Annotated in this window: 24 protein-coding genes; 13 read left to right on the top strand and 11 right to left on the bottom strand. The window is 69.4% G+C overall.

The features are described 5' to 3' along the window. Window positions 1-92 precede the first annotated feature (92 nt). On the top strand, window positions 93-548 hold the full coding sequence (locus ACZ42A_RS18895) for a hypothetical protein (protein WP_468528331.1): 456 nt from the start codon (window positions 93-95) through the stop codon (window positions 546-548). A gap of 124 nt (window positions 549-672) precedes the next feature. Here the strand turns inward: ACZ42A_RS18895 and ACZ42A_RS18890 are convergent, their stop codons facing one another. Next, the gene (locus tag ACZ42A_RS18890) at window positions 673-1,842 is read right to left on the bottom strand and encodes a PucR family transcriptional regulator (RefSeq protein WP_468528459.1); all 1,170 of its coding nucleotides are present in this window, start codon (window positions 1,840-1,842) and stop codon (window positions 673-675) included. A 164-nt stretch (window positions 1,843-2,006) separates the two neighbouring features. On the opposite strand from ACZ42A_RS18890, the gene ACZ42A_RS18885 reads away from it, so the two are divergent. Beyond that, complete coding sequence (locus ACZ42A_RS18885; RefSeq protein ID WP_468528330.1) at window positions 2,007-3,530, top strand: long-chain-fatty-acid--CoA ligase; 1,524 nt, start codon at window positions 2,007-2,009, stop codon at window positions 3,528-3,530. A 142-nt stretch (window positions 3,531-3,672) separates the two neighbouring features. On the opposite strand, the gene ACZ42A_RS18880 is transcribed toward ACZ42A_RS18885, so the two are convergent. Continuing rightward, on the bottom strand, window positions 3,673-4,089 hold the full coding sequence (locus ACZ42A_RS18880) for a ricin-type beta-trefoil lectin domain protein (protein ID WP_468528329.1): 417 nt from the start codon (window positions 4,087-4,089) through the stop codon (window positions 3,673-3,675). 293 nt (window positions 4,090-4,382) lie between these two features. Further along, window positions 4,383-4,991: a TetR/AcrR family transcriptional regulator gene (locus tag ACZ42A_RS18875; RefSeq protein ID WP_468528328.1), complete on the bottom strand. Its 609-nt coding sequence runs from the start codon at window positions 4,989-4,991 to the stop codon at window positions 4,383-4,385. 122 nt (window positions 4,992-5,113) lie between these two features. Here ACZ42A_RS18875 and ACZ42A_RS18870 point away from each other — a divergent pair, with 122 nt between their 5' ends. Together ACZ42A_RS18870 and ACZ42A_RS18865 are read left to right on the top strand one after the other, a co-directional pair. After that, window positions 5,114-5,875, top strand: a complete 762-nt coding sequence (locus ACZ42A_RS18870; RefSeq protein WP_468528327.1) for an SDR family NAD(P)-dependent oxidoreductase — start codon at window positions 5,114-5,116, stop codon at window positions 5,873-5,875. 43 nt (window positions 5,876-5,918) lie between these two features. Further along, the gene (locus ACZ42A_RS18865) at window positions 5,919-6,275 is read left to right on the top strand and encodes a hypothetical protein (RefSeq protein WP_468528326.1); all 357 of its coding nucleotides are present in this window, start codon (window positions 5,919-5,921) and stop codon (window positions 6,273-6,275) included. Window positions 6,276-6,688: 413 nt separating this feature from the next. Here ACZ42A_RS18865 and ACZ42A_RS18860 read toward each other — a convergent pair whose 3' ends face one another. Further along, window positions 6,689-7,339, bottom strand: a complete 651-nt coding sequence (locus tag ACZ42A_RS18860) for a class I SAM-dependent methyltransferase (RefSeq protein WP_468528325.1) — start codon at window positions 7,337-7,339, stop codon at window positions 6,689-6,691. A 514-nt stretch (window positions 7,340-7,853) separates the two neighbouring features. Next, window positions 7,854-8,270, bottom strand: a complete 417-nt coding sequence (locus tag ACZ42A_RS18855) for a MarR family winged helix-turn-helix transcriptional regulator (RefSeq protein WP_468528324.1) — start codon at window positions 8,268-8,270, stop codon at window positions 7,854-7,856. Between the two features lie 186 nt (window positions 8,271-8,456). Here ACZ42A_RS18855 and ACZ42A_RS18850 point away from each other — a divergent pair, with 186 nt between their 5' ends. From ACZ42A_RS18850 to ACZ42A_RS18835, 4 genes are all read left to right on the top strand, one after another. Further along, on the top strand, window positions 8,457-9,965 hold the full coding sequence (locus ACZ42A_RS18850; RefSeq protein WP_468528323.1) for an MFS transporter: 1,509 nt from the start codon (window positions 8,457-8,459) through the stop codon (window positions 9,963-9,965). A 147-nt stretch (window positions 9,966-10,112) separates the two neighbouring features. Beyond that, window positions 10,113-11,402: an aldehyde dehydrogenase family protein gene (locus tag ACZ42A_RS18845; RefSeq protein ID WP_468528458.1), complete on the top strand. Its 1,290-nt coding sequence runs from the start codon at window positions 10,113-10,115 to the stop codon at window positions 11,400-11,402. Between the two features lie 105 nt (window positions 11,403-11,507). Next, a complete protein-coding gene (locus ACZ42A_RS18840) occupies window positions 11,508-11,888 on the top strand; it encodes a PPOX class F420-dependent oxidoreductase (RefSeq protein WP_468528457.1) in 381 nt (126 codons plus the stop codon). Window positions 11,889-11,952: 64 nt separating this feature from the next. Further along, window positions 11,953-12,477 (top strand): GtrA domain-containing protein, encoded by a 525-nt coding sequence (locus ACZ42A_RS18835; RefSeq protein WP_468528322.1) that lies wholly within the window; start codon window positions 11,953-11,955, stop codon window positions 12,475-12,477. Between the two features lie 101 nt (window positions 12,478-12,578). Here ACZ42A_RS18835 and ACZ42A_RS18830 read toward each other — a convergent pair. Continuing rightward, window positions 12,579-13,438 (bottom strand): IS5 family transposase gene (locus ACZ42A_RS18830; RefSeq protein ID WP_468528321.1). Its coding sequence is split into 2 segments (ribosomal slippage): window positions 12,579-13,090 and window positions 13,090-13,438, totalling 861 coding nucleotides; the frame shifts between segments, so codons are not numbered across the junction. Between the two features lie 166 nt (window positions 13,439-13,604). Here ACZ42A_RS18830 and ACZ42A_RS18825 point away from each other — a divergent pair. Beyond that, the gene (locus ACZ42A_RS18825) at window positions 13,605-13,910 is read left to right on the top strand and encodes a DUF6193 family natural product biosynthesis protein (RefSeq protein WP_468528320.1); all 306 of its coding nucleotides are present in this window, start codon (window positions 13,605-13,607) and stop codon (window positions 13,908-13,910) included. A 324-nt stretch (window positions 13,911-14,234) separates the two neighbouring features. On the opposite strand, the gene ACZ42A_RS18820 is transcribed toward ACZ42A_RS18825, so the two are convergent. From ACZ42A_RS18820 to ACZ42A_RS18805, 4 genes are all read right to left on the bottom strand, one after another. After that, window positions 14,235-15,050, bottom strand: a complete 816-nt coding sequence (locus ACZ42A_RS18820; RefSeq protein ID WP_468528319.1) for an alpha/beta fold hydrolase — start codon at window positions 15,048-15,050, stop codon at window positions 14,235-14,237. Window positions 15,051-15,182: 132 nt separating this feature from the next. Next, entirely contained in the window at window positions 15,183-15,791 is a 609-nt protein-coding gene (locus tag ACZ42A_RS18815) for a hypothetical protein (RefSeq protein WP_468528318.1), read from the bottom strand. A 201-nt stretch (window positions 15,792-15,992) separates the two neighbouring features. Continuing rightward, window positions 15,993-16,760, bottom strand: a complete 768-nt coding sequence (locus ACZ42A_RS18810) for a transposase (protein WP_468528317.1) — start codon at window positions 16,758-16,760, stop codon at window positions 15,993-15,995. A gap of 385 nt (window positions 16,761-17,145) precedes the next feature. Beyond that, window positions 17,146-17,772 carry a TetR/AcrR family transcriptional regulator gene (locus ACZ42A_RS18805; RefSeq protein ID WP_468528316.1) on the bottom strand — a complete coding sequence of 209 codons (627 nt, stop codon included), beginning with the start codon at window positions 17,770-17,772 and terminating at the stop codon, window positions 17,146-17,148. A 113-nt stretch (window positions 17,773-17,885) separates the two neighbouring features. On the opposite strand from ACZ42A_RS18805, the gene ACZ42A_RS18800 reads away from it, so the two are divergent. The 4 genes from ACZ42A_RS18800 to ACZ42A_RS18785 all read left to right on the top strand — a co-directional run bounded on the left by ACZ42A_RS18800 (window position 17,886) and on the right by ACZ42A_RS18785 (window position 22,895). Further along, entirely contained in the window at window positions 17,886-19,442 is a 1,557-nt protein-coding gene (locus ACZ42A_RS18800; protein WP_468528315.1) for an acyl-CoA synthetase, read from the top strand. 14 nt (window positions 19,443-19,456) lie between these two features. Next, window positions 19,457-20,626 (top strand): acyl-CoA dehydrogenase family protein, encoded by a 1,170-nt coding sequence (locus tag ACZ42A_RS18795; protein WP_468528314.1) that lies wholly within the window; start codon window positions 19,457-19,459, stop codon window positions 20,624-20,626. A gap of 124 nt (window positions 20,627-20,750) precedes the next feature. Next, entirely contained in the window at window positions 20,751-22,106 is a 1,356-nt protein-coding gene (locus ACZ42A_RS18790; RefSeq protein ID WP_468528313.1) for an MFS transporter, read from the top strand. A 372-nt stretch (window positions 22,107-22,478) separates the two neighbouring features. Beyond that, window positions 22,479-22,895: a hypothetical protein gene (locus ACZ42A_RS18785; RefSeq protein WP_468528312.1), complete on the top strand. Its 417-nt coding sequence runs from the start codon at window positions 22,479-22,481 to the stop codon at window positions 22,893-22,895. A 609-nt stretch (window positions 22,896-23,504) separates the two neighbouring features. On the opposite strand, the gene ACZ42A_RS18780 is transcribed toward ACZ42A_RS18785, so the two are convergent. Continuing rightward, complete coding sequence (locus tag ACZ42A_RS18780) at window positions 23,505-24,683, bottom strand: acyl-CoA dehydrogenase family protein (protein WP_468528311.1); 1,179 nt, start codon at window positions 24,681-24,683, stop codon at window positions 23,505-23,507. Between the last annotated feature and the right edge of the window lie 80 nt (window positions 24,684-24,763).

Genomic DNA, 24,763 nt, shown 5'->3' with positions numbered 1-24,763 from the left:
GCCGGCTCCCTTGTCAAGTCCCGACATGCAGTGCCATGACGGGAATCGCCTGCTACGGCGGAATGGAGACATGGGGTCGCACGGAGGGTGCGGTGCCCGCCGAACTTGGAGTGAGTCAGATGCTGAATCTTCTCGAGCGGCCTTCGAGGGGCGTCGCGGCACCTGCCGCCCGGTGCAAACAGAGGGGCTTCCCGGCCGCGCTGCGATGGCAGACGATCGCCCTCTTCGCCTTCGCGATCTGCTTCGGCACTCTCGCGATGTGGTTTTTCGTCACCGACACCGGCGGCTCCGCCGAGGTGTTCCTCCGGCCTGCCTCGGCTGCCGGCCCCGATCCATTCACTCCTGCCTCGGCTGCCGCCCTCGATCCATCCGCTGAAAGCAGGGGCGTGTTGCCTCTCGTGATCGCCGGGGTGTCAGGCGCCGGAGGCTTCTTCAGTGGTGTCGCCGCGCTGATCACCGTGTGGAAAGGCGCCCGCCGAGGGGGAAGGCGGCAGGGGGCGCACTGTAGGCATACGCGGCGGGTCACAGCGCGGCTCGGGCACATGTGACCAGGATCGCCAGTAGATGGTTGGCACTTTGGTACAGCGCAGGTCGCAAGGTGTACCAACGCCGGCGCGGCTCGAGGCACTGAGCATCACGACACGCCGTGTGCGGCAGCAGTACGCAGCCGAGTCACTGAATGACGTCACTGAACGACGCGCTCGCCCGGCGTGCCGCCAGGAGCGCGACGCGGATGTCCGCCGCCGCCCGTGGATCGGACAGTGAGCGGGCCGTGAGCTCCTCGACGCGCCGCAGCCGGTAGCGGACGGTGTTGGGGTGGACGAACAGGCTGCGCGCCGCGTCCATGGCGGAGCCGGCTGCGGCGAACCAGTGCTCCATGGTCTCCAGGAGCCGGGCACGCTCGGCGGCCGGGAGATCGAGTAGGGGCTGGAGGACTACCTCCACCAGGTGTGCCGCCTCGGCTGGGGCGGCGGCAACCACCATCGCCAGCGGGTCGTCGTCGAACCGAGCGACGCCGGGGCCGGTGCCGGGGAGGCCGGCCAGAGCAAGACGGGCGAAGCGCAGAGCCTGTGGGGTTTCCCGCAGCGAGTGGAAGCACGGGCTGACGCCTACGCGGGCGCCCGCGCGGCGCAGGATGCGCAGGCAGGTGTCCTCCGCGGTCGCGGTGGGCAGGGCGGCCAGACCGATCTGCTGGTCGGGCAGCAGCCGCCAGGCGAAGTGGACGTGGGCCTGACGCAGCGCCGCTTCCGTCCCCGCCAGCGGCTCCTCGCCGGGAGCGTCGGCGGCAGCCGCTGCGACCACGTAGGGCCCGCGGTCGGGCAGTCCCAGCTCGCGGGCGGCCTCCCACAGCGTGCGGTCGGCGATGACGCCGGTGAACAGCGCCTCCACCAGTGCCGAGCGGCGGGCCTGACGCCGCGAGGTCAGTTCGGCGGTGGTCTCCCGGTAGGCCGCCGCCACCGCCTCCGCGTAGCGGCCGAACAGGGCCCAGATCTCCGCCGACTGGGAGACCAACTGGGCGTCGGTGACCTCGGGATGGGTGCGTGCCTCGGCGAGGATGTCCGTCCACAGGAGTTCGAAGCCGATCCGGTACGCGTGCAGGGTGTCCGCCAGCGGCACGCCCTGCTCGGCGCGCAGGCGGCCGGTCTCCCGGGCCGGGCTCGGGTCCTGTGCGCCCGCGCGGCCGAGCTGGTCCAGGAGCAGGTCCGCGTTGGCGGTGCACGAGCGGCGCAGCGAGTCGAAGGGGATCAGCGCCTCGTCCTTGTAGGCGTCGACGTCCGAGCGGATGCGCTGCGCCATCCGCTCGCCCAGTTCCGGCAGCCTCGCATGCAGCGCCGAGACCACCCCTGAGAGGTTCATTCCCGCAGCGTAACGCCCCTGTTTTGTTCTCGGGAACAATCCGGGAGGGCCGACGCTGTCGTACCGCACATAGGCCGTCGCCACGGACGTCTGCACGATGTCGTCAGCGTGAACGGCGGATTTCGACGGCGACTTTCGTGGAGGCGGTCATGGCCAATCTGGCTCAGTTCCTGGTGGAGACGGCACGGCGGCAGCCAGAACGCCCCGCGCTGCGCCTCGGCGAGCAGGTCACCAGCTACGCGGAGCTCGACGAGCGCAGCGCCCGCGCCGCCGCGCTGCTGCGGTCCGAGGGCGTACGGCCGGGAGACCGCATCGCTCTGATGCTGCCGAACGTCCCCGAGTTCGTCGTCCTGTACTACGGCGTGCTGCGCGCCGGAGCGGTCGTCGTGCCGATGAACCCGCTGCTGAAGACCCGGGAGACCGAGTACCACCTGCGCGACTCGGGCGCGGGGATGCTCTTCGAGTGGCACCAGGCGCCAGGCGAGGGCGCGCAGGGCGCGGCCGCCGCCGGAGTGCGGCACATGGCCGTCGAGCCCGCCGCCTTCGCGGAACTGCTGTCCGGTCACGAGCCGCTGCCGGAGGTGAGCGAGCCGGACGGCGAGGACGTGGCCGTGCTGCTGTACACGTCCGGCACCACCGGCCGCCCCAAGGGCGCCACCCTCACCCACGCCGGACTGCGGCACAACACCGAGGTCAACGCCGTCCATGTGCAGCGGATGACAGCGGACGACGTGGTCGTGGGCTGTCTGCCGCTCTTTCACATCTTCGGCCAGATCTGCACGATGAGCGTGACCGTCCGCGCCGGTGCCTCGCTCACCCTGATCCCCCGCTTCGACCCGCAGACCGTGCTGGACGCCATCGCCCGCGACCGGGCGACGATCTTCGAGGGCGTACCGACCATGTACGCCGCACTGCTTCAGCACCCGTCCGAGGCCGACGTGTCCACGCTGCGGATGTGCGTCTCCGGCGGGGCCTCCCTGCCGGTGGAGATCCTGCACGGCTTCGAGCGGCGCTTCGGGTGCATGGTCCTGGAGGGCTTCGGCATGTCTGAGACCAGTCCGGTCGTCACCTTCAACCACCCCGACCGGCCCCGTAAGGCCGGCTCCATCGGCACGCCGATCAAGGACGTCGAGGTGCGGCTCCTCGACGACAAGGGCCAGGATGTGGCGCCCGGCGAGATCGGCGAACTGGCCGTCCGCGGGCCGAACGTGATGAAGGGTTACTGGAAGCGCCCGGAGGAGACGGCGGCCACCATCCCGGACGGCTGGCTGCGCAGCGGCGACCTCGCGCGCCAGGACGAGGACGGCTACCTGTACATCGTCGACCGCAAGAAGGACATGATCATCCGCGGCGGCTACAACGTCTACCCGCGCGAGATCGAGGAGGTACTCCACGAGCACCCGGCCGTCGCGCTGGCCGCGGTGGTGGGCGTGGCCGACGCGCATCTGGGCGAGGAGATCGCTGCCGCGGTGGTGCTGCGCCCGAAGGCCCGGGCAACGCCCGCCGAGCTCCAGCAGTTCGTCAAGGAGCGCGTGGCGGCGTACAAGTACCCGCGCCAGGTGTGGCTCGTGGACACGCTGCCGACCGGACCCAGCGGCAAGATCCTGAAGAGGGAGATCACCGCGCCGGCGCACCGGGAGGGCTCTGTCACGGTGACCGACCGGGTGGGATGACCTTCTGGGCCCGTCGGCCCCATCTTGCTCTGGGCCGCGGCCGGCTCGCTCACCCTCCCTCGCCGACGAGCGCCCCCGGGAGGCCGGTCGCGGCTCTTGGCTTCAGCGACCGGCCTACGGGCGCGCCCCGTGGCGATTTCCGTTAGCTGGTCTTCCGCTTCTGGTTGTCGCCGCCCCAGCAGGACCAGAGCTGGACCTTGGAGGTAGCCAGGTCCTTGTCCAGGCAGAGACCGGACTTCACCGAGCGGATCGTGCCGTCGGAGTAGAACATCCACTTCTGGTTGTTCTGGCCATTGCAGTCGTAGGTGCCGACCTCGGTGGCGCTGCTCGTGCCTTCACGGTAGGCGTCAAGGCACTTCGTGCCGCCATAGACGGTGAGCTGTCCGGAGGGCGTCAGGGTCCACTGTCGGGGCACGAAGTTGTCGGTGCTGTTGGCGTCGTTGTATTCCTCGCCGGCGTCCGCCCCTGCGCCACCCATCGGTGCGCCGAACTCGTCCAGGATGGTGCGCTTGGCGCAGGTGCCGACCTTGAGCCTCCATGGCCGACTCCGGACGGCCACAGAGGGGCAGGAGGTACTGCGGGACAGCAAGGAACCCGTGAGGGAGCCCACAAGCGGGCCGATAAGTGGCGCACGGACGTCAAGGGAGTTATCGTCAGACGGTAGAACGACCGGTCTTCCTACCTCCTGAGGGCGGTCGCTCGGACTTCCTGGCCGGGCTGCCCCCAGGCGGAGACATGCCAGTAGGTCGCCGGTGCACGTCGACAGAGATCAAGAGTTCCGTGAAACCAATCCGCGCCCCGGCCCCGTCGGGGCCCTGCACAGAGTCGCTGTGTGATGCCGCCCCGACGGGGTCAGCCTCCCGACCGGATCAGCCGGACCGCGTCCAGGAGGGTCTTGTGGGCGGCCGTCGAGTCGTCCAGATAGCCGGCTGCCATCGCGCCGTCGTACAGCATCAGCAGCGCGCCGGCCGCCGACTCCGGGTCGCTGTGGCCGAGTCGGGTGAGCAGGTCCTGGAAGAGGGCGCGGATCCAGTCCCGGTGGGACGCCACCAGGCCCCGGATCGGATGGTCGGCGTCCGGGTACTCGGCGGCGGCGTTCATGAACGGCGATCCCCGGAAGCCGCGCTCGCGGGCGTGCTCGGCGATCGCCTCGAAGATCAGGTCGATCGCTTCCGCGGGCGGATGCGCGGCGGCCAGCGGTTCGGCCACCCCCTTGTAGTAGGCGTCCTTGGTCAGCAGATAGGCCACGACCAGGTCGTCCTTGGAGGCGAAGTGCCGGTAGAAGGTCGCCTTCGTCACGCCGGCCTCGGCGATCAGCCGCTCCACGCCGATCGCGCGCACACCCTCGTAATAGAACAGCCGCGACGCCGCCCGGACGAGACGTTCGCGAGGAGGGAGGTTTGCCTCGCTCGTGCTGTCCTGACGCTTGGCGTTGGTTGGCTTCTGCCCAGTAGTACTCACTTGCCCATTCTGCCCGTAGCCCGGTTCTGAGTGGCCTCCACCCCCATACGGCCGCACCAGGCTGTCACTCCCTATCCCCTACGGCCCGCAACGGCGTGGCCGTTCATCGAAAGGTTTGAATCATGACTCGTCGTCTCGAAGGAACCGCCGCCCTGGTAACCGGGGCCTCCAGCGGTATCGGCCACGCCACCGCTCTGGAGCTCGCCGGCGAGGGTGCCTCCGTAGCCCTGGTCGGTCGGCGCGAGGACCGGCTCACCGACCTCGCCGCGCAGATCACGGACGCCGGCGGGAAGGCCCTGGTCGTGCCCGCCGACATCACCACCGCCGAGGCCGCCGCGGAGGCGGTCGAGCGGTCCGTCGATGGTTTGGGCCGCCTGGACATCCTGGTCAACAATGCCGGCCTCATGCTGCTCGGCCCCGCCCCGGGCGCGGACCTGAACGACTGGCGGCGCATGATCGACATCAACCTCATGGGCCTGATGTACGCCGCCCACGCGGCCGTCCCCCACCTGGTCAAGGCCGCCGCCGATGAGCCGCGCCAGGTCGCCGACATCGTCAACATCAGCTCCCTCAACGGCCGTCAGGCCTACCCCATGATGGCCGTGTACAGCGCCAGCAAGTTCGGTGTCAACGCCTTCAGCGAGTCGCTGCGCCAGGAGCTGGCACGCCAGCACGTCCGCGTGTCCGTCGTCGAGCCGGGCAGTGTCGACACCGAACTGCGCACGCACAACCCGGAACCGGTTCTGAAGGCACTCGCCGCCGGTCTGGGTGACATCGAGCGGCTGCGGAGCCAGGACATCGCCGACGCCGTCGGCTACATCGTGACCCGCCCCCGGCACGTGGCCGTCGGCGAACTGCTCATACGCCCCACCGAGCAGGCCTGACCACCCATTCCGAGGCCAACTCCCCCACATCCAAGGAGTCGTGATGGCGGCCCGCGTTCCTGTCGCAGCAGCCGACACCGTCGTCCGCGTCTGCCTGCTGCTCGCCACCGCCATCGCGCTCGGAGACGGCCTGCAACTGTTGGCGCAGGGAAGCCCCGCGGACGCGGACAACGTGCACCGCTTCATGGCGGGCGTCTACATCGGCTGGGCTCCCCTGTTCTCCTGGATTTCACCCTCTCGATCGTCATCGTCCGGGCGCACAGCACCGCACTCAGGTCCAGGCGAGCAGCGGCGGCTGCCTGAAGCACCCGTCGTGGGCAGCCAGGCCGGTCGCACAGCGCGTGTCGAGGTGGGCCCCGTGGCGCTGGAGCGGCTCACGGGTTTGCGCGGCGGCCAGTAAGTGCTCGCGGACGACTGTCGTGTGCGGGTTGGTGAAGCTGCCCGGACGATGGGCAAGTCAAGGCTCGGCGCAGGTCGGGGACGGTGATCGCGGAGAAGGAGACGTGGGAAGAGTGAGACGGAAAAGGATTCTGGCGGTGGTGAGCAACCAAGCCGCCTATGGGGCGAGCACGCACCCGACCGGCCTGTGGCTGGCTGAACTCGTCCACTTACACCGCACGCCGTGCGGGACGGCCGCCTGATCACAGGACAGAACCCGGTCTCCACCAAGGCCATCAGCGACCTGATTCTCGCTGCCTTGGCCGAGAACGGATCGCGCCCACCTTGACCGCCTCAGTCACCACCTCGCCAGAGGCAAGCGAGGGAAGCGTCGCGAGTTCGAGCGCTCCCTCCGCTCGGCGACAGAAGCAGGAGTTATGGGCGGGGTCGGCGGGCGTGGAGGACGAAGGCCGGGGGTGTGTTGCGCCATATGGTGCGACTGGGGACGACTTCCTCGAAGCGCTCGGCCAGCAGCCCGCGGAACCGACGGGCGGGGCTGAGGGGAACGGCGTGGAGGTAGGTGAACGCGGTGAATGCACCCGCCGGGGCGAGCACTGCGGACGTCGCGTCCATCAGCCGATGTTGGACGGCGATGGGAAAGAGTGCCCACGGCAGGCCGCTGACCACCACGTCGGCGCTCTTGATGCCGCGCTCGTCCAGCAGGTGGCGCAGGTGTACGGCGTCGCGCTGGATCACCTCCGCCCCCGGGTGGCGGTCGCGCAGGCGCTGGGCGAGGAGTGGATCGATCTCGACGGCCAGGTGGCGGCCGCGCCCGCCGAGCCGGCGCTGGATCTCGGCGGTGAACGGTCCGGTGCCGGCACCCAGTTCCACCACGACGGGCTCGCCGCGTTCCGGCACGGGGGCACAGACCGCCTCGGCCAAGTGCCGTGAGCTGGGCGCGATGGCCCCCATGCGGGCAGGTGAGCGCACCCACTGGCGCAGGAAGAGGGTGTAGTCGTTCGCCTCCTGCGGAGGCCTGCAGAGACGGCAGTGCCGGGCTCTTCGGGGCGCGGTGCTGGTGGTCATGTCGAGGCCTTGTCGGGGAGTGCGGTGGTCGATCGGGTCGGCGTGAACGGGCCCCGTTACGGTGCACCAGGAACCCGTGGCACTGCTCCGCCTGGAGGCGGGCCCGCCCGGATAACCCAGAACCAGTAGAAAGACCGGTCGTTCTACCTAGACGATAGCTTCTCCGAAGGCACCGCGCCACTCGTCACCCCGGTTGAAAACCTTGTTCGCGCTCACCGAGCGTCAAAGCGTTGACGTTCACAACGCCAGGAACCGCGAGACGTGCTCCAGGCGATCAAGAGGTGCACCCGCCACGACAGCGCGAAGATCCCAAGGGATCAAGAAATCACCGATGACGAGGCCGAGTTGCCGGCTGGCACCATCCCCGCCGAACACTGATCCGTCCACGGACTTCCGACCTCGTCCAGCCCGCCTTCGCCACCGTCCGACTGCATGCAAAGATCACCCACGGGACCCGGTCGACCCTCCAGTCACCGCCCGATTGCCCGGCAAACCAGCACTCGCACAGCGCACATCAGCGCGGGAAGACGACCGTCAGCAGGCGGAAGAGTTCGGCGCGCTCCTCGTCGGACAACTGGTCCAGGCCGGTCTGCGTCTGCTCCATCCGCTCGCGGATCGTGTCGATCGCCTTCTCGCCCACCTCGGTGAGGGCGACGTTCTTCACGCGGCGGTCGGTGGAGCTGACCTCACGGCGGACCAGGTCGCGCTTTTCGAGCCGGTCGATGATTCCGGTCATGTTCGACGCGTCGCAGGCGAGGGTGTGCGCGAGCGAGCGCATCGAGGCGGGCCCGCGGCGCAGCACCGTGAGGGTTTTTGCCTGGCTGGAGGTCAGGCCCATGTCGGCGGCGGCTGTAGTGAAGTCGGCGTAGTGCGTACCGACCGAATGGGCGAGCAGCTCCATGAGCTGCGCTTTGGACGGGATCGGGGACATGCCTCGAGGGTACCGCGAGAAGCTTGAACCTCCCAACCTTTGACATTGACCAAGCTCTTATTGTTTGATGTCCTCAAGCATCGAGCACCTCAATGGTCTGACTCCTCGACCATCGATGCCTCCCTCCTTCGGGCCCCTCCTCCGGGCACCCTCCTTCGGGCACCCCCCTCCACCGGAAAGAAGACCGTGAAGTCCTCCCTTGCCGCCGCGCCGGAGCGCCGCACCGGCAGCCTCAGCCTCGTCCTGGTACTGGGCCTCGCCGCCATGGTCGTGTCGATGATGCAGACTCTGGTCATCCCGATCCTCGGCATCATCCAGAACGACCTCGGCGCCACCACTGCGCAGGTCAGCTGGGTCACTACCGCCACGCTGCTGTCGGCTGCGGTCTTCACGCCGCTCCTCGGCCGCTTCGGCGACCAGCACGGCACGAAGCCGACCCTGCTCGGCGTGCTGGTGGTGATGGTCGCCGGATCCGTGCTCGCCGCGACCACGAGCTCGATGCTGTGGCTCATCGTGGCCCGCGTGATGCAGGGCGCCGCCACCGCGATCTTCCCGCTCGCGCTGTCCGTGCTGCGGGCAGAGGTCGAGCCCGCGCGGCTGCCCGGCGCCATGGCCCTGGTCAGCGGAACGCTCGGGTTCGGCAGCGGCCTCGCCCTGGTGAGCGCCGGACTCCTCTCCCAGGGTGCCAACCCCGACTACCACCAGGTCTTCTGGCTGGCCGCCGGACTCGCCACCGCCGCGCTCATCGCGGTCGCGGTCGCAGTCCCCGCTCCTCGTACCCGGACCGGCGGGCGCACCGACTGGCTCGGCGCCGCCGGCCTCGCCCTGGTGCTCGTCCTGCTTCTGCTGCCCATCTCACAGGGCCACACCTGGGGCTGGACCTCGGGCCGCACGCTCGCCCTCTTCGCCGGCGCCGCCGTGATGACCGTCATCTGGGTCGTGGTCGAACGCAGGGTCCGCGACCCCCTGGTCGACATGAAGATGTTCGTCCACCGGCCGGTGCTGTTCACCAACGTCGCCGGACTGCTCGTCGGATTCGCCATGTTCGCGCAGTTCATCGGCGTCTCCTACCTCGTCCAGACGCCCTCTGAGTTCGCCGGCTACGGCTTCGGCGCCTCGGTCCTGCGCGCCTCCGTCGTCTACCTGCTGCCCTCCGCCCTCGTCTCGCTCGTCGCCGCCCAGTTCGGAGGCATGCTGGTACGCCGTATCGGCGCGCGTCTCACCCTCGCCGTCGGCGCCGCCTTCGGTGTCATCGGTTTCGCCTGGCTGACCCTCGCCCACGACACCACCGCGTCGGTGATCCTGGCCGGCATGGTCGTCGGCGTCGCCATCAGCTTCGGCTACGCCGCGATGCCCGCGCTGATCATGGCCGGCGTCCCGCACCACCAGACCGGCATCGCCAACGGCATCAACTCCATCTCCCGCTCCACCGGCAGTGCGATCGGCAGCGCCGTCGTCACCTCGCTGCTCGCCTCCCAGACACTCGACAACCTGCCCGCCGGAGTCCCCGCCCTGCCCGCCGAGAGCCAGTACACCTTGACCTTCGCCCTCGCCGGTATGGCGTTCCTGCTGGTCATCGGCGTGGCGATGGTGGGCCTGGCGATCCGCCGCAGGTCCCCCTCGTCTGCCACCGATACGGCCGCCCCGTCGGACGACGCCGAGAGCGCGCCCGCACGCACGGCCGTCACGGTCTGACCGCGCCACACGCAACACGGCCGCGACTTTCCTTCCGCCCGGGTCCCGGTCGGCTTTCGATCCCACCCCGAACAGGACACGACTGTGACGGACACCAAGGCAGCCTTCACCCTCGACGACACCTTCACCGCCACCGAAGCCACCGCGCTGGTGGACCGGCTGCGCGCCACCTTCCGTACCGGCCGCACCAAGCCGCTGGCCTGGCGTCGGCAGCAGCTGACCCGCCTGCGCGACCTGCTCACCGACAACCGCGCGGCGATAGCCGACGCCCTCTACGCCGATCTGCGCAAGAACCGCGGCGAGGCCGACGCCATGGAGATCAACACCACGATCGTCGAGATCGACGACTACCTGGAGCACCTGGAGGAGTGGACCGCCCCGCAGCCCGCCCCCGTGACGGTGCCCGGAGTCCCCGGCAGCACCGCCCACACCGTCTTCGACCCCCTGGGCGTCGCACTGGTCATCTCCGCGTGGAACTACCCGGTCAATCTGCTGCTCGTGCCCGTCGCCGGCGCGCTCGCCGCCGGGAACGCGGTCGTCATCAAGCCCGCCGACCACGCCGCCCACACCTCGGCACTGCTGGCCGAGCTGCTGCCCGCGTATCTCGACACCGACGCGACGGCGGTCGTCGAGGGCGGCGCGCCGGAGACCACCGCGCTGCTGGAGCAGCACTTCGACCACATCTTCTACACCGGCAACGGCACGGTCGGCCGCGTGGTGATGACCGCCGCAGCGAAGAACCTCACCCCCGTCGTCCTCGAACTCGGCGGCAAGTCACCGGTGTTCGTGGACCGGGACGCCGACATCGCCACGGTCGCACAGCGCCTGGCGCAGACGAAGTTCGCCAACGCCGGACAGACCTGCGTCGCCCCCGACTACGTCCTGACCGACCCGGACACCGCGGCGGAACTGCAGGCCGCCCTGGTCGTCGCGCTCAAGGGGCTGTTCGGTGAGGACCCGCAGACGTCCGACGCCTACGGACGGATCATCAACGAGCGTCACTTCGACCGGCTGTCCGCGCTGCTGGCCTCCGGCCGCATCGTCACTGGCGGGCAGACCGACCGCGCGGACACGTACATCGCCCCGACCGTGCTGGCCGACGTCCGCCCCGACGAGCCCGTGATGCAGGAGGAGATCTTCGGCCCCATCCTGCCGATCCTGACCGTGGCGGACCTGGACGAGGCGATCACGTTCATCAACGAACGCGACAAGCCGCTCGCCCTCTACGCCTTCACCGAGAACAACACCACCAAGCGCCGCCTCACCGCCGAGACCTCCTCGGGCGGCCTCAACTTCGGCCTGCCGATGCACCACCTCGCCGTGCCGACCCTCCCCTTCGGCGGCGTCGGCGCAAGCGGCATGGGCAAGTACCACGGCCGCTACTCCATCGAGACGTTCAGCCACCGCAAGGCCGTCCTCGACGTCCCGCTGAGCTGAACCGACCCGGAAGAAGGCAGCCCCATGCGATACGCCGCCCACGTGGCCGACGCCCCCGAGCGCAATCGCCGCGAGAGCCCCAAGAGCAAGGAGCACGAACGCATCATGGACGACACGCTGGAGCAGCTCGGCGCGGGCAAGTACATGCTGGTCACCAGCTACCGCAAGAACGGCACCCCGGTCGCCACCCCGGTGTGGGTGGTGCGCGACGGCGACACGCTGGGCGTGCGGACCCCCGCCGACTCCTGGAAGGTCAAACGGATCCGGGCCCGCGGCGACATCCTCGTCGGCCCCTGCGACCTGCGCGGCAACCCGACCGGCGAACAGGTCCCGGCCACCGCCGAGATCACCGACGAGGCGACCGGCGCCCGCTACCGCAAACTCATCGCCCGCAAGTACGGCATCCTCGGCCGCCTCATGATCCTCCAGAGCCGGCTCCAGGGAAAGGACAGCACGCTGGGCATCCGCGTGCGGCTCACCCCCTGACGAGACAACGCACCGTCAGGTCACGACACACAAGGACGAGCGAGCAAGGGGGTCGGGTCGGATCATGGAGACAGCGCGGAGTCAGCAGCAGGCGGCACCTGGCACCTTCACCGCCTTCGCCCGCTTCGTACTCTTCGGCGGCGGAGTGGGGCTCGCCTCCAGCTTCGCCGTGGCGGCCCTCGCCTCCTGGATGTACTGGGGCCTGGCCAACGCTCTGATCACCGTGGTTTCCACGCTCCTCGCCACCGAGTTGCATGCCCGCTTCACCTTCGGCGCAGGTGGGCGCGCGACCCGGCGCCAGCATGCGCACTCGGCCGGGTCCGCGGCGGCCGCGTATGCGGTGACGTCCGTGGCGATGCTCGTCCTGCAACAACTGGTGGCGGCACCCGGTGCGGTGCTCGAGCAGGTCGTCTACCTGTCCGCCTCCGCACTCGCCGGTAGCGCGCGGTTCGCGGTGCTGCGCCTCGTTGTCTTCGCGCGGGGCCGCTCGCAGGTCACGGCCACCGTCCGCACCGCCCGTCCCATGCACGCGACCGCGCCCCGCGCCGCGGCACCCGCCGGCCCAGTGGTGCTGGGCCACGCCGCCTGACCGTTACGCCGGCGGCCCTCCGTGCGGAACGTGCAGCCTCGCCATGGACCGACGTCCACCTCACGCCCCAGCGGCGGGGTCAGTTCACCTAGGCCCCGTCTTCAAACAGGTCTCACCCAGAGCAGGAACGACACCAGGCTGACCGCCGCCTCGTAGGAGGTGGCGGTCTTGTCGTACCTGGTGGCGATGCCTCGGAAGTGCTTCAGTCTGTTGAAGCATCGCTCTACGGCGTTGCGTCGACGATATGTCTCGCGGTCGAAGCTGGGCGGTCGGCCGCCCTGGCGGCCGCGGTTGTGTCGGTGTCGCTGTTGATCGGCCTTCTCGGGGATGGTGTGGCCGATCCCGCGTTTTCGCAGGAAGGCGCGGAACCCGCGAGAGCTGTATGCCTTGTCTGCGATCACGTGGTCGGGGCGGCAGCGCGGGCGGCCGAAGCCAAGGCGCGGGACGCGGATACGTTGCAGCAGCGGTTGCGCACAGATGCCGTCATGGCGTTGGCCGGGAGTGACCAGGAGGGCCAGTGGCCTGCCTCGGCCGTCGCAGGCGAGGTGGATCTTGGTGGTCAGGCCTCCGCGTGACCGACCGAGGGCCTGATCGTCCGGTTCGTCCGGCCGATGCGTCCCCCTTTTCGGCCGGTGGCGGCGGCATGCTGATGAGCTCGCACGATGGTGGAATCGATTTGGACGAGCCAGTCGATGTCGCCGGCCGCATCAGCCTGGGCCTGGATCTGCTGGAGGGCCTGGGCAAAGACACCGCTCAACGCGTAGCGACGGAAGCGGGTGTAGACCGTTTGCCATGGCCCGTAACGGTCGGGCAGATCACGCCACGGCAGGCCGGTGCGGATCTTGTAGATGATCCCGTTGATGACCTGCCGGTCATCCGCCCTCGGTCGGCCAGCCACGGCCCGCGGTATGAGCGGAGCGAGTAAATCCCACTCCTGGTCACTGAGTTCGTGTCGGTGCATCCGACCATGATCTGCCAGGAGGTGATCTTTGATGACGGGCAGCAGTGCCCGCACAATCACGGCATGACCAATACTGTCGAAGCAGCCTGGCACAAGGTCCTGACCACGGCGGGGCGAACCTCGCCGACCGGAAGAATCGCCGCTTGCCGCTCCGTTTGCCGAGCTGGTGCGGGTGGCGCATGCCGAGCCACTGCTTCGTCGGCTCTACCCCTGGGCCGGTATGTGGGAGCTGCACTTCAGCAGGTGCACAGAGATCCGCTACACCTGGGACATCCCCTACATCGGCACACTGGGAGATGGCCGGTACTACGTCGAAGGGCCGAGCCGAACCAGCCCGCGGATCGCCGAGACAGACAGCGCACAAGCTGCAGTAGCGATGGTCATTGATCGCCTACCACCACACTGCGGCCCGGCCTTCATCGGCAATGCAGAGGCCCTGGCCGCCTACGAGAGGGCACGGGACGCCAGGTAGAACCTTTGAAGACGGGCCCTAGTGCTGTGACCAGGAAGGTTCGCCGGTTGCTCGTTGTGCTTGTTGGACATGACTTCTCCAACCAGCGTAGGGAGGCGGAATGGCGCAACCGGTCCGTGTTCGCGGGCTGACTGAGCAGGAGGGCCAGAAACTCCAGCACATCGTCCGGCAGGGCAGTACAAGGTCGGTGCGGTTTCGGCGTCCTCGCAGCACCAAGGCGTGCACGCGCCCGCATCCGCGGCGAGAAAGGCATCCGATGGGGCGGCAGACCACGACGAACAGCAGCCTGACCGCCCCACCCGGCAAACCTTCCCCGTCACAGCACTAGCCGGCGGGGTTGGCCACGCCGCTTTCATCGACGATGAAGCGGCCGGTTTCGGCGCCGTTGAAGGTACCGCTCCTGATCCACTCGGTCAGGGCGGCCTTGACCGTGGCGTGCGGGCCAGCCCAGGGTTCCCTGGGGCGACCGCCGTAGACGGTTCCTGTCTGCGGCGTGCACCGCTCACCGGTGCAGCCCTCCGACAGGATTTCGTGGCTGGCGCACGCCACGTGGACCAGCGCCTTGTTCGTCATCGTCGCGGGCAGGGCGTCGTAGATGGCGGTCGCATTGGAGGGCGGGGTCGGGTCGGAGTCCTCCAGACCGTGGATGACCAGTGTGGGCGGGGTCAGCTGACCGGCGACTTGGGCGTTCCAGCCGTACGTGGAGAAGGTGGGGGTGCGGCTGAGACCCGTCGGGTTACCAGGCTCCGTCCCTCCCCAGCCGCGTCCGATCGGGTCCTCGGCGAGGATCTGCTCCCAGCGCCTGTCCCAGGCGCCCGGGACAGTGCGACCCGTGCACTCGGCCTCACGGGGCTGCGGCAGCGGAGCCGGGGCGCCGCGGGTGCCCAGGGTGAGGGGGAAGGTGGCGAAACCACCCGGCGGGGTCACCTCTTCGGTCGGGAAGCCGAAGAGCGAGGACATGAACACCACGCGGTTCACCTTGCGCAGCATGGCGGAGGCTCCGGGCACCACCGGGTTGGCCGCGTACAGGGCGCGTCCGACGTGTACCCCACCGAGCGAGTAGCCGATCAGCGTGACCTTGCCGCCCGTGGGCCTGGCCCTGGCGACGGCGTCATCGACGACCTGGCGGATGTCGCGCACCCAGACGTCGATACGGGCGAACCGGGTGCTGCTGGAGTGCGGTCTGCGCTCGCCGCCGAGCGGATTGGTCAGGAGCAGGGATCCCTGCTGGTCGAGGGGGAAGGCGCGCGGGTTGTGGGTGCGGTCGCAGCCCTAGGGGTGGGCGCAGCTGCCGTCCGCCCCGTACGGCCGCGGGCTCGCGTTGTCGGGGTCGTCGAGTCCGTCCTCGAAGCGCGTCGAGAGCCCGTAACCGAGCAGGTTCGGGGCGAAGGTGTCGATCCCCGACCGGGCCAGGGACCTCTGCACGCTCAGCTCGCCGCCGCCGGGGGCTGGGTGCCGCAGGTCGAACGTCGCCGGGCCGGTGACCGAGCGGCCGTGGATCAGCACGGCAGCCCTGGTGGGTCCGCCCGGACACTTGCCGTGGGCGTACACGGGCCGGACGCGGTGGACCTGGATGCGGGCCGGGCGGCCATCGAACCGCGAGTCCGGCATCAGCCCGGTCGGCACGGTGAAGTCCAGGAAGTAGTCCTCGGACGCGACACCGGTCGGCACCCGGTCGCAGCGCGGATGCGCCGCGCCGGGGTGCCCGGCCGCGGCCGCTCCGTTCGCACCGACGGCGCCCAGCACCAGGCAGAGGCCCAGGACGGCCCATCGGCGCCCCGCCCGGCCCCGGGCCCGGGGCGGGCGGTCCTTCGGCGGGCACTCACGGGTCTCAGTTGTGGCGTAATGGACGGCTCCTACCTGGGCTGCTGGTTCCGGCAACGGTCAGCAGCATCCTTCGGCCGCCGCCGCGACCGCGCGCGACGGGCTCGGCCGAACGGCTCGCACGGGCATCCGCCCGGGGTCATTTTCACCCAGTACAACGAGTAACCCGTGAACCTTCCTGGTCACAGCACTAAGGGCTGTCCCGTAATGATCTTCGAGTCGGCTTGGGCATGGCTGGTCGCAGTGAGGCCCGCTGATCTATCCGGCGAGGGCGAGGTTGTGCATCCGGGCGTTGCCGAGCATGGCGTGATGGACGCCGTCGCCCTTCAAGCGGCAGTCGCGGAGGATCTTCCAGGTCTTCATTCGTGCGAAGGCATGCTCGACACGGGCGCGGATTTGGCGGTGGGAGGTGTTGTGTTCTTCCTTCCAGGCCGGCAGTTCGCTCTGCCCGCGCTCGCGACGGTGCGGGATGACCAGGCCGGTGCCCCGGTAGCCGCCGTCGGCGATCACGTTGGTGCGGCCGACGGCGTCCTTGGCTCCGGACAGGGGCCACGCCTTGCAGTCGTTACGGTTGCCGGGCACCGGTCGCCCGACGACGACGCGCCGGGTGTCGGCGTCGATGACGACCTGGTGGTTGGTGGAGTAGCGGTAGTTCTTCGACCGCTCGGCCACCGTGTGGTCGCGGGTGGGAACCAGGGTTCCGTCCACAATGAGCACGGAGTCCTTGCGAAACCGCCGGCGGGGCTTGAGTGCGAGCAGGGGACCGAGATGGCTGATGATGCGGTCGGCTGCGGACTTCGAGACGCCGAACAGCGGTGCAAGCTGGCGCAGTGTCAAGTTGGTGCGCCAGTAGGCCGTGACCAACAGCACCCGATCCTCCAGTGGCAACCCCCACGGTCGGCCCCGTCGCACTTGATCGGCACCTTCGCGGCGCAGCGCGCTCACCAGCTTGCTGAAACAGCGCGGGTTCAGCCCGGTGAACGGAGCTAGCCAGGATGGGGCCGATGCCGTGATCACTGCAGTCACAACAAGATCATGCCGTTACGTCGGGGACCCCGTGCACTCAGCTGAGCAGCTCGGTGAGCGTGAGGGACTTGCCGTGCGGTCTGGTGAACGCGAGGCCGTCGAGGGCGCCGGCCGACGCGGTCGGCAGCGCGGACGCGCCGCCGGAGCCGTGCCAGACACGGCGGCTCGGAATGAGTTCCCGACTCGAGGTCGTGTGCCGTGGAGCACAGGCCGGATCCGTGTATCCCCGTGCCCCCACAAGAGCGGCCGATGAGGGAATGCCAGTCACACGTCCGCTCCGCCCTTTCGGTCGTGCGCCTATTGGAGGTGATACCGAACGTCGTGTCTGGTAACTCGCCAGGCGCGTCAGGCGTGGAGCAACGAGACCGCGTGGTGCAGGCGCGGTTCAGGGGGTGAGGTCGAGGGCTCCCGGGGCGTCGGACGGGGCGAGTCCGGTGGCCCAGACGCGGCCGTAGACCGACAGGTCGCGCAGATGCGCGGTGATCTCGGCGGCGCTGTAGCCGGTGTCGTTCTCCACCCACCAGGTGAGCAGGCCGATGAGCTCGCCGGTCCAGGCGCGGGCGACGACGTCGAGGGGGATTCGCGGTGTCACCCCGAGCTGATCGGTCCGTGTGCGGAAGGCGGCTTCGGCGTGGGCGCAGATGAGATCCGTGAATTCTCGTAGGGCGCGCCCGTCGCCCTCGCCCCGCAGGACGACCCGGTAGACGGGCTTCTCCTGCTCGGCGTGTTCGAAGATGTACTTCACCGGCAGTCCGGTGAATCCCTCCGCGTGCGCCTGCCGGACCGCCGGCAGGAGGCGGTCCCGGTCCTCGGCGAGGTCGCGGACGATGCCGACCAGGAGGTCTTCCTTGTCGCGGTAGTGAGCGTAGAAGGTGGCCCGGCCGACGTCGGCGCGCTCGGTGATCTCTTCGACCGTGATCGCGTGGAACCCCCTCTCCAGGACCAGTTCGACCAGGGCCTGGCGCAGCGCGGCCCGCGTCCTGCGGACGCGGCGGTCTCCCGCGGGCTTCATGTCCACTTCGTTTCCTTCTCGTCCGAACCGTTGACCTGACACTAACGCTGCCTTTAGGTTGCCACACACCAAGCTTGTTACTGGACACATTGTTCAGAAACTCTGGAGGTGTGATGAACTTCGGGCGGTACGTACGCCGGACTGCCGGCCACCAACCCGATGCCGAGGCGGTGGTCTGTGGAACCGTGCGCCTGACGTACGCGGAACTCGACGAGCACAGCGACCGGCTCGCGACGGCGCTGCGTGCCCTCGGCCTGAGCCGGGGCGACCGGGTTGCGACCCTCGCAGGCAACCGCGCGGAACTGGTCGTCACGGAAGTCGCCCTCTACAAGGCCGGCCTGGCCCGAGCGCCGATCAACGCCAGGCTCGGAGCCGCCGAGGTGGCTCACCTGCTCGCCGAGTCCGACGCGAGGCTGCTGCTGACGGACGCGGCCCATCTGGACGTCGCCCGCGCCGCGGTGCCCGGCTCGGCAGTGAGGACCGTCCTCGGCTACGACGGCCCGAGCGATCTCGGCCCAGGCTACGTCGAGACCCTCGCGGGCACCGAGCCCGAGCCCGTTGAGACGGAGTGCGACGAGGGTGACATCGCCGTCCTGCACTTCACATCGGGTTCCACCGGCAAACTCAAGGCGGCGGTCCAGACCTACGGCAACCGGCTCGCCCTGATGCGCAAGTCGGTGATGAGCGCCGACACCCGGGTGGGTCCCGGCGACCGGCAGATCCTGGCCGGACCCGTCACCCACGCCTCCGGCATGCCGCTGATGGGCATCTTCTTCGCCGGCGGCTGCGCGATCGTGCTGCCCCGCTGGGACGCCGAGGAGTTCCTCGCCGCCGTCCAGCGCGAGCGCGCCACCCACGCCTTCGTCGTCCCCACCATGGTCAACACCGTGCTCGCGCTGACGAACGCCCGCGACTACGACCTCTCCACTCTCCGCCAGCTGATCTACGGTGCCGCGCCGATGTCCCCGGCCCGGATCAGGGCGGCCTGGGACCTCTTCGGACCCGTCCTCTCCCAGGGATATGGGTGCGGCGAGACCACCTCCGGCGTGCTCTTCCTCTCCTCCGAGGACCACCGACGGGCGATCGAGGGCGAGGACGAGGAGCTGCTGCTTTCCTGCGGCCGCCCGCTCGCCGAGGCCGAGGTCGCCATCGTCGACGACAGCGGACGGCCCGTCGCCGACGGAGAGATCGGAGAGATCGCCGTCCGTGGCCCCGATGTCGTCCCCGGCTACCACAACGAACCCGACCTCACGGCGGAGACCTTCCGGGACGGCTGGTTCCTCACTGGTGACCTCGCCCGCCGCCGCGCGGACGGCTACGTCTTCATCGTCGACCGCAAGAAGGACATGATCGTCTCCGGCGGGTTCAACATCTACGCCGTCGAGGTCGAGTCCGTCCTGCACCAGCACCCCGACGTCTATGAGGCCGCCGTTGTCGGCGTCCCGGACGAGCAGTGGGGCGAGGCCGTCAAGGCGGTCGTCGTGACGCGCGACGGCGCCACCCTCACGGAGGCCGACCTCATCGACTTCTGCGCCGAGCACCTGGCCCGCATGAAGAAGCCCCGCTCCGTCGACTTCGTCGCGGCCCTGCCCCACAACCCCAACGGCAAGATCGACCGCCGCGCCATCCGCGACCGCTACTGGGCGGGCGCCGAGCGCCGCGTCAACTGAACAGGACCCCCGGCATGCCCTTCACCCTCGAACCCTCCTACGACGACAATCCGCGCCTCCAGGACCTCGTCGCTCGACTGCGCGCCTACCTGGCCGACGAGCTCATCCCGTACGAGCGCGAGCACGGCATCACCGCGGAGACCAAGCTCGACCGCACCATCCTCGAACACGTCTGGAAGCGCAGCGCGGAACTCGGCTTCTACGGCATCAGCCTGCCCCCCGAGCTCGGCGGCCAGGGCCTGAGCTTCTATGAACTGTGCGCCCTCAAGGAGGAGCTGACCGCCTCCGGTGCCGCGCTTTCCCACTCGGTGCTCGGCGACATGGGCGGTCCGCTGCGTGTCGGCGCGATCGTGAAGTACGCCACCGAGGAACAGCGGGAGCGCTACCTGATGCCCGTCGTCCGGGGCGAGCGGGCGTGTTGCTTCTCCATCACGGAGGAGGACGCGGGCTCGGACGTGCGCCGCATGACGACCACCGCCACCCCGGACGGGGACACCTACGTCCTCAACGGCAAGAAGGTGTTCAGCTCCGCCGCCCCCTTCGCGGACTTTGCGATCGTCGTCGCCCGCATGGCCGGCACCGAAGAGGCATACAGCGCGTTCCTCGTCGATCTGGACAACCCTGGCTGCCGTGTCCTCGACGGCGAAGTCCCCATGTCCGGACAGCAGATGGAGGGCGACCTCGTCTTCGAGGACTGCCGGATCCCCGCCGCGAACCTCCTCGGTGAGGTCGGCCAGGGCCTGCGCATCGGCATCGGCCGCATCACCCTCAACCGCCTGCTGCACTGCCCGTCCCTCATCGGTGCCGCCCGCCGCGCCTGGGACCTGTCGGTCGAGTACGCCATGAACCGCGTCGTCTTCGGCCAGCCGCTCCTCGCCCATCAGGCCATCCACCACAAGATCGCCGAGATGGCCACCGAGATCTACGCAGCCCGCGCGATGGTGATGACCACCGCAGCGAAGGCCGACCGGGGAGACAACGTCTCCGTCGAGGCCAACATGTGCAAGCTCTTCACCTCCGAGGCGTCCTTCCGCGTAGCCGACCAGGCGGTCCAGATCCACGGCAAGGCCGGGCTGACCCGCGGCCGCGAGGTCGAGCAGATCTTCCGCAGCCTGCGGATGTTCCGGATCGTCACCGGAACCACCGAGATCCACAAGAACGCCATCGCCAAGGGCCTTTTCTGACCGATCCCTTGGTGCCCAGGGCGGTGCCACGGGCCCCCGCTTCGACGAGTGGGCCCTCGGCCACGGGGGACCGCCGCCCACCCGTACGACCCCCTGCTCCACCCGCATCCGCAGGAGTCGCCCCATGGCACCCCGTACCGCCGCCGCGCAGCCCCGGCACATCGCCGTCCCGACGCCCGACCGCCGCAAAGCCTGGCTGATCACGGCGATGATCGTGGCCTTCATGGTCATCAACTACGCCGACAAGTCGGTCCTCGGCCTCGCCGCCGTCCCGATCATGGAGGAACTCGACCTCAGCAACAGCACCTACGGCCTGATCTCCAGCTCCTTCTTCTTCCTCTTCAGCGTCTCCGGACTCCTCGTCGGATTTCTCTCCACCCAGATCTCCAGCCGGGTCCTGCTGTTCGTCATGACCGTGCTGTGGGCCGTGGCCCAGCTCCCGGTCCTCGTGGTGGCCACGGTCCCGACCCTGATGGCCGGCCGCATCCTGCTCGGTGCCGCCGAAGGGCCGGCGGCCTCCATGTCCATGCACGCCCTGTACAAGTGGTTCCCGCCGGAGCGCCGCGCCCTGCCCTCGGCCCTCCAGATGGGCGGGGCGGCCCTGGGCACGCTCATCGCCGCCCCCCTGGTCACCTGGCTGATCGACGGCTTCGGCTGGCGCTCCGCCTACGCGGTCCTCGCCGTCGTCAGTGCCACCTGGGCGCTGCTGTGGTGGCGCGTTGGCCACGACGGACCGTACGACCACAAGCACACGACCACCGGATCCAGCGGGCTTCGGCTGCCGTACCGCAGAATCCTGCTGACCGGCACCGTGCTCGGCAGCATCGCCAGCGCCTTCGGAGCGGCGTGGGCGCTGTCCCTCAGCCATGCCTGGCTGCCCGCCTACTTCAGGACGCAGATGGACATGTCGGCGGCGGCCTCCGCGACGGCCATCAGCATCATGTCCGGCTTCGGGCTGGTGCTGCTGCTTGCGGTCTCGCCGTTTGTGGATGCGTTGAAATCCCGGGGCGTGAGCAGTCGTTGGTCCAGCGGGGCGGCACAGAGCATCGCCGTGTGCGTGGCCGGGTGCGCGATGACGGCGTTCCCGTTCGTCGACGCGTCCGGCCCCCGGCTGGTGCTGATCGCGCTGGCCTTCGGCGGCACCGCGATCGCCATCCCACTCCACTACATGACGACTGCGGAGGTCGTCCCTCCCGCCCAGCGTGGCGCCGTCTTCGGCATCGTCGCCGGTATCGGCACCCTGCCGGGACTCGTGGCACCGTTCCTGACCGGCCACCTCATCGACACGGCCGACACCTCGGCCGCCGGATACACCACCGCCTTCCTCGTCGCCGGCGCGGTGATGCTCATGGCCGGCGCCTGTGCCCTCACGGCCATCCGCCCGGAGCGGGACGCACGACGCTTGGGGCTCGACACCCGGCCCCGTCCTGATGCGCGTTGCGGAAGGGCACGTCCGGGCAGGCCGGGAGCGCATTGGTGAGTCGCTGTCCACGCTCGCGAGCGAGCCCGCGTCTCCTGAAGTTTGCTGCGCCTCCGGGGGCTGTCGAACTCCCGAAAGCAGGGAAGCGCGTGCTGAAGAAGTTCCTCGTAGCCGCCGCATCCGCGGCGCTGGTAATGGGGTCGGCCGCCGTGGCACAGGCCGACGACGTCGTGCGCGTCGTGGAGGACGAGGTGACCATCCCGGTGGCCTCCGGCGGCTACCCCGGCAGGGCCGCGGTCATGGCTGCATGCCCGCCCGGTAAGACCCGGACCGGTGGTGCCAGGGTGATCGCGGGATACTCGCACGCCGAGCGGTACCGCTGCACTCGGCCAGCCGATCAGCGGAGAACGCTGGTGGGCGTTCGCCACGAACATGGACACCACCAACCCGGGCATCACCTTCAAGAAGGAGACCGTACGGCTCTCCGGCAGCGGCGACATGCGCCTGTGCACGTCGACCAAGCACCCCAAGATCACAGGCGGAACCGTCCGCATCGAAGCGACGCTCCAGACCGCGTGCCCCGGCCCCTTCGGCCCGGGCTACGGCAAGGTGATCAACTCCTGGAACGACGGAAGCACCTCGGAGATCCCCCAGGCGACCTTCCGTGGCAATGCCCAGTCGTTCAGCCTCGAAGGAGGCAATGTCATCAGCGGCCCCTTCCAGTACGGCACCGCACGCGCGAATGGCCGGACCACGACCCACCAGATTGAACTCGGCGGCGCCTGCGCGACCGGCGGCACCATCAGCTACCAGACGACGATCGACGAATTCGCCGTCGGCGAGCTCTAGCAGCCGCTGGCCCGGCCAGCACACTGGCCGGGCCACAAGAGGCACATCGGCATAAGTTGCTAACGGGCCAGTCTCTGGTGAACTCACTCAGGTTTACGGGACAGCCCTTAGGAAAACCCCTTGACCTGGGGAAATCGCTTTCCCTGAACGCCAGTTGAAGGATTCCCGCAGGCCAACGTGATGGGTGCGCTCCCATGGCGCGCACGCGCCTGCGGCACACATCGAGATGGGCGAGAGCGAGCAGGGCCTGGCGGCCGGCGCTCAGGCGCCTCCATCGGGCCAACTGGCCTGCTCGACCACCAAGTTGGAAAAGGCTCCCTGTCGGGGGCGCTGCACTGTTTCCGCGTCCATCCGGGACGTCACACGGGCCGAAGCCCCGCACTGCCCCATCGTCAAGGAGGAGCGCGGCAGGGGAGACGCCCGACTGCTCACCTCTCGCACCAGCTCCACGAAGCCGACATCGGCCGCGGCGAACGATTCCGCCTGCGCCAACGCCTCAGCCTCTACGCGACGCAACTCGCGGCAGCCTGCGACCAGTCAGGCCAAGCGCTCCGCTCAGTGCCAACTATCCCGCTTTAATGCCAAGTAAAAAGCCTCGTCACAGCACAGCTAACGCCGCACCCGCGGCATCCCCAGGCCGATCCAGGAGATGATCTCGCGCTGGATCTCGTTGTTGCCGCCGCCGAAGGTGAAGATCACGGCCGAGCGGTAGCCGCGTTCGAGTTCGCCCTGGAGCACCGCGCCCGCGGAGCCCTCCTGGAGTGCGCCGGGGGCGGCGGCGACTTCCAGGAGCCAGGCGTAGGCGTCGCGGCGGGCCTCGGAGCCGTAGACCTTGACGGCGGAGGCGTCCTGTGGGGTGAGGGTGCCGTGCTGGAGGGCGGCGACCATCTGCCAGTTGAGGAGTTTCAGCGCCTCCAGGCGGGCGTGCGTCTGTGCGAGGCGGCGGCGTACCCAGGGCAGGTCCACGACGCGGCGGCCGTCGGCGAGCTTGGTCTCGGTGGCCCAGCGCTGGACGTCATGGAGGGAGCGGATGGCCATGGTGCCGTGGGCGGCGAGGGTGACCCGCTCGTGGTTGAGCTGGTTGGTGATCAGCCGCCAGCCATGGTTCTCCTCGCCGACCCGGCGGGAGACGGGGACGCGGATGTTCTCGTAGTAGCTGGCGGTGGTGTCGTGTCCGGCGAGGGTGCGGATGACGGTGCAGGAGTAGCCGGGGTCGGTGGTCGGCACGAGGAGCATGGTGATGCCCCGGTGCGGTGGAGCGGCGGGGTCGGTGCGTACGGCCAGCCAGACCCAGTCGGCGGTGTCGCCGTTCGTCGTCCAGATCTTGTGGCCGTTGACCACGTAGTCGTCGCCGTCGCGGACCGCGCGGGTCTTCAGGGCCGCGAGGTCGGTGCCCGCGTCGGGCTCGCTGTAGCCGATGGCGAAGTCGATCTCGCCGGAGAGGATCCGCGGCAGGAAGTACGCCTTCTGCTCCTCCGTGCCGTACTGCATGATCGTCGGGCCGACGGTGTTGAGCGCCATGAGCGGCAGCGGGACGCCCGCCTGGGCGGCCTCGTCGAAGAAGACGAACTGCTCCATGGGGGTCAGCCCGCGGCCGCCGTACTCCTTCGGCCAGCCCACGCCGAGCCAGCCGTCCGCGCCGAGCCGCCGGATGGTCCGCCGGTAGAACCGCTTCTGCTCGGCCGGGTCGGCGTGGCGGGCGGACGCGCCGTCCGGCACCAGGCCGGCGAAGTAGGCACGCAGGTCGGTGCGCAGCTGCTGCTGTTCGGGCGTGTAGTCCAGGTGCACGGCGCCTCCAGGCTCCCCAAGGGCGGTCCTGACGGCGCACACCGTAGAACGTGTTGCAGAAATTGGGAATGGCGATGCCC

It is taken from the genome of Streptomyces sp. NPDC030838 (assembly GCF_055572035.1).
This window is presented reverse-complemented; position numbering and strand designations above follow the sequence as displayed.